This is a genomic window from Psychrobacter sp. W2-37-MNA-CIBAN-0211, from assembly GCF_040309405.1.
In the GTDB taxonomy this organism is placed as follows: Bacteria; Pseudomonadota; Gammaproteobacteria; order Pseudomonadales; family Moraxellaceae; genus Psychrobacter; species Psychrobacter glaciei.
Window position 1 is genome coordinate 1 of the sequence record NZ_JBEOOU010000145.1, and the last position, 278, is coordinate 278.

Annotated in this window: 1 protein-coding gene; it reads right to left on the reverse strand. The window is 42.1% G+C overall.

The window, feature by feature from the left end:
* The coding region (locus tag AAEY72_RS14665) for a hypothetical protein (RefSeq protein WP_352311270.1) at window positions 1–278 on the reverse strand (278 nt) is incomplete at both ends.

Here is a 278-nt window from a genome sequence, read left to right on the forward strand (position 1 = left end):
GTGCTAGACATTGCCTTTTCAGGCGCTTGTACCACATCATTATTGATAACCTCAGTAACAGGTACATCTATTATTGCCGTATTATTGGTTGCATTCGATTTGAGATTAGCTCGCTCAACCAATTTGTCATACTCGGCTTGGGTGATGAGGTAACTTTTAAGTGGGGGTAAAGGCTTAGCTTGATTGCGACTTGCGGCATCGGTTAGCGGAATATCGAGTAAACCACCAACATCGACTTTCCAATAAATGCTCGCAAAAATAATCAGTAACACGTGTAC